This window comes from Pauljensenia sp. 20925_1_25 (assembly GCF_041433955.1).
Classification (GTDB): Bacteria; Actinomycetota; Actinomycetes; order Actinomycetales; family Actinomycetaceae; genus Pauljensenia.
The window spans coordinates 50,002-57,919 of the sequence record NZ_JAPWCL010000017.1 but is presented as its reverse complement, the minus strand read 5'-3'; the positions used below and the strand labels follow the sequence as shown (position 1 = coordinate 57,919).

The 7,918-nt window shown below is 66.4% G+C and carries 9 protein-coding genes; 4 read left to right on the top strand and 5 right to left on the bottom strand.

Annotated features, from left to right (window positions below):
• Window positions 1-216: 216 nt before the first annotated feature.
• From O3932_RS08175 to O3932_RS08160, 4 genes are all read right to left on the bottom strand, one after another.
• A complete protein-coding gene (locus tag O3932_RS08175) occupies window positions 217-1,029 on the bottom strand; it encodes an amino acid ABC transporter ATP-binding protein (RefSeq protein ID WP_371537594.1) in 813 nt (270 codons plus the stop codon).
• Complete coding sequence (locus tag O3932_RS08170) at window positions 1,017-1,694, bottom strand: amino acid ABC transporter permease (RefSeq protein WP_371537592.1); 678 nt, start codon at window positions 1,692-1,694, stop codon at window positions 1,017-1,019. Before O3932_RS08170 ends, O3932_RS08175 begins: the two co-directional genes overlap by 13 nt.
• Window positions 1,675-2,334, bottom strand: a complete 660-nt coding sequence (locus O3932_RS08165; protein ID WP_299239322.1) for an amino acid ABC transporter permease — start codon at window positions 2,332-2,334, stop codon at window positions 1,675-1,677. Before O3932_RS08165 ends, O3932_RS08170 begins: the two co-directional genes overlap by 20 nt.
• Before the next feature lie 88 nt (window positions 2,335-2,422).
• Complete coding sequence (locus O3932_RS08160) at window positions 2,423-3,319, bottom strand: cysteine ABC transporter substrate-binding protein (protein ID WP_371537590.1); 897 nt, start codon at window positions 3,317-3,319, stop codon at window positions 2,423-2,425.
• Window positions 3,320-3,566: 247 nt separating this feature from the next.
• Between O3932_RS08160 and O3932_RS08155 the strand changes: the two genes are divergently transcribed.
• From O3932_RS08155 to O3932_RS08140, 4 genes are all read left to right on the top strand, one after another.
• Complete coding sequence (locus tag O3932_RS08155; RefSeq protein ID WP_314736543.1) at window positions 3,567-4,355, top strand: AzlC family ABC transporter permease; 789 nt, start codon at window positions 3,567-3,569, stop codon at window positions 4,353-4,355.
• A complete protein-coding gene (locus O3932_RS08150) occupies window positions 4,352-4,681 on the top strand; it encodes an AzlD domain-containing protein (RefSeq protein WP_314567776.1) in 330 nt (109 codons plus the stop codon). Before O3932_RS08155 ends, O3932_RS08150 begins: the two co-directional genes overlap by 4 nt.
• A gap of 121 nt (window positions 4,682-4,802) precedes the next feature.
• Window positions 4,803-6,113, top strand: coding sequence for an alpha/beta fold hydrolase (locus tag O3932_RS08145; protein WP_371537586.1), 1,311 nt, complete (start codon window positions 4,803-4,805; stop codon window positions 6,111-6,113).
• Between the two features lie 59 nt (window positions 6,114-6,172).
• Window positions 6,173-6,679 carry a peptidase S9 gene (locus O3932_RS08140; protein WP_371537584.1) on the top strand — a complete coding sequence of 169 codons (507 nt, stop codon included), beginning with the start codon at window positions 6,173-6,175 and terminating at the stop codon, window positions 6,677-6,679.
• Between the two features lie 147 nt (window positions 6,680-6,826).
• Here the strand turns inward: O3932_RS08140 and O3932_RS08135 are convergent, their stop codons facing one another.
• Complete coding sequence (locus O3932_RS08135) at window positions 6,827-7,906, bottom strand: tetratricopeptide repeat protein (protein ID WP_371537581.1); 1,080 nt, start codon at window positions 7,904-7,906, stop codon at window positions 6,827-6,829.
• Between the last annotated feature and the right edge of the window lie 12 nt (window positions 7,907-7,918).

Genomic DNA, 7,918 nt, shown 5'->3' with positions numbered 1-7,918 from the left:
GCAAGGCCTGGCCGGGCTTCGAGATGACACGCCGGTCCCCTGCTGCCTGGAGGGCACCGGTGGAAGCGCATGGACTACTGAGCCTGGCCGCGGCGCCCGTGGGCGGCGGCAGGGCCTGGCCGGGCTTCGAGATCGATCACTCCGAGCCTTTAGGCTCGCGTGTGGCGATCTCGCGGGCGGGCCGTCGCCCACAGGCGTCAACGACCAGACAATCCGTTAGAGCTTGGCGCCCTCGAAGCTGAAGATGTCGAGGAACTTGCGCGCGCGATCCGAGGACGGGTCCGCGAAGAACTTGCGCGGCGGGTCGACCTCGACGATGCGGCCCTCGTCCATGAAGACGATGCGGTCCGCGATCGCGCGTGCGAAGCCCATCTCGTGGGTGACGATGAGCATCGTCATGCCGGTGCGCGCCAGCTCGAGGACGACGTCGAGGACCTCGCGCACCATTTCCGGGTCGAGGGAGGCGGTGACCTCGTCGAGGAGGAGGATCTCGGGGTTCATCATGAGGGCGCGCACGATGGCGACGCGCTGGCGTTGGCCGCCGGAGAGCTGGCGCGGGTAGTCGTCGGCGCGGTCCGCCAGGCCCACGCGTTCGAGCAGTTTTTGTGCCCGCGCGCTCGCGTCGGCGCGCGATTCTCCGGCGACGAGGCCGGGGGCGAGCGTCAGGTTCCCCATGACAGTGAGGTGGGGGAAGAGTTCGTAGGACTGGAAGACCATGCCGATGCGGCGGCGAACCTCGGGCCAGGAGACGCCGGGGGCCGCCAGGTCGGTCCCGTCGAAGAGGATCTGCCCGGAGTTGATGGGTTCGAGGCCGTTGATCGTGCGCAGGAGCGTGGACTTGCCGCAGCCGGAGGGTCCGATGATGACGACGACTTCACCGTCGGCGACGTCGAGGGAGACGCCGCGCAGGGCGTGGTGTCCGCCGGGGTAGGTCTTGTCGAGGTCGACGAGGCGCAGCTGCGGGTCTTCCACGGACGAGGACGTGGCGCGCTCGGGCGAGGCCGCGGTGCTGGAGGTCAGTTCTGCCATGTTTTCTCCATGTGGCGTGAGAGGAGCGAGATGGGCCAGCAGATGAGGAAGTACAGCGCGAAGATCAGGCCGTAGATCCACAGCGAGGCGGTTGGGTAGTTGAAGCGGTTGGCGTCGATGATCTGCTGTCCGACTTTGAGGACTTCAACGACGCCGATGAGGACGACGAGGGACGTCGTCTTGATCATGCGGGTGATGAGGTTGACGGCCGGGGGCGCGAGCCTACGCAGGGTTTGCGGCAGGATGACACGGCGCATGGTCTGCTTCGGGGTGAGTCCCAGAGCGTAGGCGGACTCGTACTGGTGGCGCGGGATGGCGATGAGCGCGCCTCGTACGAGGTCGCCCATTTCGGCGCCGCCCCACAGGGTGAAGACGAGGACGGACGCGGTGATGCCATCCAGGTTGATCCCCGCGACGCGCGTGAGTCCGAAGTAGGCGACGAAGAGGAGGACGATCTGGGGCATGATGCGCACGAACTCGAGGTAGAGCTGCATGAGCCAGCGCAGGGCTCGCCAGCGTGAGCGCATGCCGAGGCCGACGAAGACGCCGAGGATCAGGGACAGCACGACGGACATCACGGAGATGCCGACGGTGACGCCGAGGCCCTCGAGGATGCGCACGAGGTTGCGGCCTTCGAAGATGACGTTAATTCCCAAATCCGCCACGGCGCACCTTCTTTTCGATGAGTCGGGCCGCGATGGACACGGGCAGGAGGATCACCAGGTAGGCGAGGACCAGGAGGATCAGCGCTTCGGAGGTGTTGTAGGACATGCCGATGAGGTCTTTCGCGACGTACACGAGGTCGGGCAAGGCAACGACGGAGACGACGGACGTTTCCTTGATGAGGAAGATGACGTTGGCGGCCAGCGGCGGCACGGAGGTCGCGATGGCCTGAGGGAGGGCGACGTGGCGCAGTGTCTGGGTGCGCGTGAGGCCGAGCGCCGACGCGGACTCCCACTGAATGGTGGCGATCGAGTCGAGTCCGGAGCGCAGGGCCTCGGCCATGTAGGCACCGCCCAGGAAGATGAGGCCCACGATCGCGCAGGTCTCGCCGCTCCACTTGACGCCCACGCGCGGCAGGCCGAAGTAGATGAAGAAGAGCTGCACGAGCAGGGGCGTGTTACGCGACAGTTCGACGTAGGCGGCGGCAATTTGGGTGGCGACGGGGATCCGGTAGTGCCGGATCGCAGCCACGAGGAGGCCGAGCGCGAGGGAGCCGATGATACCGATAGCCGCGATCTTCAGGGTGAGGATCGCTGCGTCGACGTAGAGGGGCGCGTATCGCGCCAGAATCTCGTAATTCATATGCACACGAAGGGACGAGGCCGTGGCCGCGCCGGGCGATCACCCGCGGTGGGGGAACCCGTCAGGGAGCCACGGCCTCGTGCCTGCATTAGTTGGTGGAGGTGGTGTCCACGCCGCCTTCGACGACCAGGTCGTCGGGGGTCGCGGCGTCACCGTAGACGGGGGCGAGGGTCTGCTCGTAGTCCTTGTGGAAGAAGTTTTCCTTGCCGAGGTCCACGAGTTCGTTGTTCAGCCAGTCGAGGAGGGCGGTGTTGCCCTTCTTGACGGCGGCCGCGATGTAGCTGGTGTCGCCCAGGCTCTTGATGCCGACGCTGAAGCCGGGGTGCTGGATTGCCCAGGCGATGACCTCGGTGTTGTCGGTGGAGAAGGCGTCGCCGCGGCCGTCCTCAAGGGCCTGGTAGGCGTCGGAGTACTGGTCGTATTTCTGGAGCTTGATCTCGGGGTGGTTGGCCTCGAAGTAGGCTTCGGCGGTCGTGCCCTTGGTGACGATGAGGGTCTTGTCGGCCAGCTGGCTCACGTCGGTGATTTCGGCTGAGGTGGGCGAGACGACGCCGAGGGAGACCTTGAAGTAGGGATTCGCGAAGTCGACCTTTTCGGCGCGCTCGGGCGTGACGGTGAAGTTCGCGAGGGTGATGTCAACCTTGTTGGAGGCGAGGACCTCGGTGCGGGCGGCGGCGTCGACGGGGACGTACTTGGCGGTGACGCCCAGGTCGGCGGCGATGCGGTCGCCGTAGACGACGTCGTATCCGGCGGGCTTGCCGTTGGCGTCGATGTAGCCGAAGGGGGCCTTGTCCGAGAAGATGCCGATGACGATCTCGCCGGCTTCCTTGATCTGCTCGGGGCTGCGGTCGCCGACCTGAGTGCCCGAGGAGGCCGAGGAGCCCGCGCCGCCGGAGCATGCAGCCATGCCAAGGGCTGCGAGCACGGCGACGGCGGCCGTAGCGAGTCGACGGAATGGCGTTGTGCGTGCGTTCGTGGCGCTCATGAGGGTTCCTGATCTGCGGGTTTGAATGAACAATGCCGAGGTGCATACTTGGCTTTGACACTGATGTTTCCATTACGAGCGCGCATGCGCGAGGGGCGTTTCCAATTTTGAAACTATGTGACAAACAGATGTCCTGCCAATCCGCAGGATTCCGCGCCAGGACCTAGGACCCAGAAAAACGTGAAAACCGTCATGCTATGGTGCGCCCGCTCGCAATTGGCTGGATCAGCGCGCAAGAATTGCACTCATGCCTAAGCTCCCGCGCACAGTGAACTTCCCCGTGCCGGCGAAGCCTACCCGCTACGAAATCCTTGAAGGCCTGCGGATTACCGCGCCCGTTGCCGCCGGATACATCCCGCTAGGCCTCGCGTACGGCGTTCTCGTCATCCAGCTGGGTCTGCCGTGGTGGTTGGCTCCGGCGCTGTCCCTGTCCGCGTACTCGGGGTCGGCCGAGCTGCTCGTCGTCACCCTGGCAGCACAAAATACGCCACTGGCCGTCATCGCTGTGACGATGCTGCTGGTGAACTTCCGCCTCCTGTTTTTCGCGTTTTCATTCCCGCTGCACGTCATCGAGGGGCGTTTCGCGCGCCTCTTCTCGATGTACGCCCTCGTGGACGAGGCCTACGCGTTGACCGCCGCCCGCCCTAACGGGTGGACGAAGCCTCGGCTCTTGACAATGCAGGTTCTCTTCAATCTGACGTGGGTCGTATCGGCCCTGGTGGGCGTGTTCGCGGGGTCGTTGATCCCCACGCAGATCGAGGGCCTGGACTTCGCGCTGACAGCCCTGTTCATCACACTGACGCTGGACGCGGCGCGCACGAGGCGCGCACTGCCCTCGGTCCTCCTGGCCGGCGCATCCTTTGCGGTGGCCATGGTGGTGGCGCCGACGCAACGCCTCTTGGTGGCGCTCCTGCTATTCGTCGCATGTCTCACGGGTCGTCACGTCCTTCATCGCCGAGGCATCCTCCACTCCCCCGAATCTCCCGCCTCGGCCGATGGGCAGGGGCAGGCGACTCCCGAAGGGGGTGCACAGTGACTCCGACGCTGGGCTACCTGCTGGCGCTCCTGGTGATCGTCTTCGTTATCGACTTTACGTTGCGCGCTCTGCCGTTCAAGATCCTCGAGCCGCTGCGCGATTCGCGCTTTGTCTCCGACATGGCGGTGTGGATGCCGCCGGGCATCATGCTGATCCTGGTGCTCTCGACGCTGTCCCAGGGCATGCAGGTGGCGGGCGGACGCTGGTGGGCGGCACTGGTCGCCACAGGCATCACCGTCGTCGTGCACCTGCTGTCCGGCCGCAAGCTCCTGTGGAGCGTCGGTGCCGGAACGGTCGCCTACATCGCGCTGCTGAACTGGCTCTGACCCGCGCGGGCGGATAGGGCGGGCGGGTCGCCACCCACGGGCACGTCAAGCAGCCTGGCCCGACAGCGCCCGACAAAACCGAGGACAACGGCACCACACCAAAACCGCTACCATTGTGTCCATGCACACAGAGTCGTACATTCACCACGGTCACACGGTTTACGAGCACCGCCTCCAGGTCCCCCTGGATCATCTGCGCCCCGTCGGCACGGACAACCCGACGATCGAGGTGTTCGCCCGCGAGGTCGTGCGCAAGGGCCGCGAGGACTCCCCCTACGCGGTGTTCCTCCAGGGCGGCCCAGGCTACCCGAGCCCGCGTTTCGGCTCGTTCACGGGCGGGTGGATGAATCGTCTCCTGCAGGATTACCGCGTGGTGCTCCTCGATCAACGAGGCACGGGCCAGTCAACCCGCATGGATGCCCAGGCGCTCTCACACCTGGACACGGACGAGGAGAAGGCCGCGTACCTGCGCCACTTCCGCCAGGACCAGATCGTCTACGACGCGGAGGCGCTGCGCCGCGAGCTGTGCGGCGATGACCCGTGGACGACGCTCGGCCAGTCTTTCGGCGGCTTTATCACGACCTCGTACCTGTCGCTGGCTCCCCAGGGCCTGAAGGCCAGCCTGATCACGGGAGGCCTGCCCGGCCTCGTCCATGTGGATGACATCTACCGCCTGACGTATGAGCGTACGGCGGCGCGCAACCGCGCGTACTTCCGCCGCCATCCCGGGGACGAGCGCACGGTGCGCGAGCTGTGCGCGCACCTGGCGAACACGGAGGAGACGCTGCCGACGGGTGAGCGCCTGTCCCCCGCGCGCTTGCGCATGATCGGCATGATGCTGGGCGGGCAGGGCAACACGGATCAGCTGCACTACCTGCTCGAGGGTCCGTGGACGTCGGTTCGAGGCGAGCGCCGCCTCTCGTCCCAGTTCCTGGCAGCCATCGGCTCGCAGGTGGACGTCGCGCCGATCTACGGCGTGTTCCAGGAGTACATCTACGCGTGCGCAACGCCGTCTCTGGCGGGCACGGCGACGGCCTGGGCGGCGGATCGACTGGCTGAGGAGATTCCGGGCTTCGCGAAGGACGCGGACCCGCTGGACGAGAGCGAGCCGTTCTACCTGACGGGCGAGCACTTCATGCGCCGCGTCTTCGACGAGGACCCGGGCCTGGCGCCGCTGAAGGGCGTCGCCGAGATCCTCGCCTCGACGACGCAGGCCACCCCCGTGTACCTGCCGGACGTTCTGGCCGAGAACACGGTACCGGTGGCCGCTGCCGTGTACTACGATGACATGTTCGTGCCGCGCGAGCTGTCCCTGGACACGGGTGACCTGATCGGCGCCCACCACTACATTACGAACGAGTACCAGCACGACGGATCCGCCTATTCGGGCGGAAAAGTCGTCTCTCACCTGCTGGACCTGCTCGCGGACTGACCCGCGTGCATTCGACGCCCCCGCCACCCGCTCAGCGACGCTCTGTGAAAGGACTGACCATGACCTCGCCCTGCTCCTGCCCTTGCCCCCTGAACCTCTCGATAACACCGACGCGCGCCGCGGGCCTCGCGGTCGGCACGGGGGCGACCATCGCCTGGTACGCGCTGCCCGATGTCGTGCGCTCGCGCCCGCTGCGCGGCCTCGTGAAGGTGGGTCTGCTCGGCGCGATGGGCTGGTCGTTGGTGTCGCTCATGCCCGAAGGAGACGAGCTACCCCCGTACGACGATGAGATGGATTGCTCGGAGGCAAAGACCGAGGACCCGCTCGATGGGGTCACGGAGGCGGAGCCGCGCGAGCTGGCTGTCCTGGCGGGCGCGGTGCTGGGGTCGGCGGTCGTGACGGTGGCCGTGGAGCGTTGGCTGTTCCGCCGCGGTGAGCGCCGCCGCGCCGCGGGCGTTCGTCTCGCTCACACGAGGCAGGGGCTGGCTCTCGGTGTCCTGGAGGCGGTTGCAACTGTGGCGACGCTCGCTGGCGAGGGGCGGGGCAGCTGTCCGACCGGCGCGTAGACGTGCGGTGCCGGGCCGTACGAGGCCTGGGCGAGCAATGTGCGATCCGCGCGGTTGACGGCGCTCCGGTATCGGGGTGCCGCGGCCGCGCGGGCGTGTGTGCACGCCTTGGCGTGTGTCTTGCGCGGGGTCTGTGCTGCGTGCCCGTCAGCGCTGATACGTCCGAACGACCCAGACGGCTGCGTGTGCCAGGCCCCAGCCGCAGGCCATGATGAGAATCGGGAGACCCACGGCCGCCCACCACGACGAGGCCCTCCCCACGAGCGCCAAGACCGCCCAGATGAGCGGAGGCAGGGTCATCATGATAGTGGCCAGTGTCGCCATGATCGAGCTGACCGGGAGCTTTCCGTAGATCCTGATGAAGGCTGCGCGGGGACTCATCCCGAGGGCCTTGCCGAGCTTCGCGGTGTCCGACCTGAAGGATCGGGCCACGCGAGACACAAAGGTGAGGGAAGCAAGCAGACCGATCACGACGGCGACCGTGCGCAGGCCGACCGCATACACCAGGCCGGCAAAGAGCCACGCGACAGCGTACCGAGTGAACACGTACACGCACGCGCTGAGCATGTTCCCGAAGACCATCCAGTTAAGTTGGAGCGCAACACCGCCCTGGTCGGGGTCTGTGGCGAGGATGTCGGTGTAGAGTCGGGCGCTCTCGTCGGCCTCGTCCTTTTGCTTGATCCGGGCGAGTGCCTTGCGCGCGTGAAGGTCGTCGGGTTCCATCTCGAGGATGCGCGCGTAGACCTGTTCGGCTTCCGGGGAGCGCTTATCGTGGAGGACATCCCCGAGGTTGCCCAGCACGTAGACGTCTTCCGGGGCTTGACGTGCGGCTTCACGCGCGACGGCTTCGGCTTCTTCTTTCCGACCGTTGCGCAAGAGGCTGATCGCGTGAAGGGACTGGTACGGGACCCAGTCGGGATCGAGTTCGATCAGGCGTGACGTGTGCTGAAGGGCGGTCGCGTCGTCCGGCTCGACGATGGCCAGCCAGAACAGCGCGGTGTCGTTGTTGGGTTCTGCTTCGAGGGCTCGCCGCGCGCAAGCGTACGCCTCGTCCTTCTTGCCCAATCCCGCGAAGGCGTACGCGAGGAAGCAGTTGACGGCCGCAACGAGAAGAGGGGTCGTCTGCGGGATCGTGACAAGGAGCTCGACGGCCTGTTCCTGTCGCCCAAGGTCGATGAGCGCCTGGGCGCGTTTAATCTGCTCATGGGCGGAGCTTTCGCCTGACATCGTGTCCTTTCG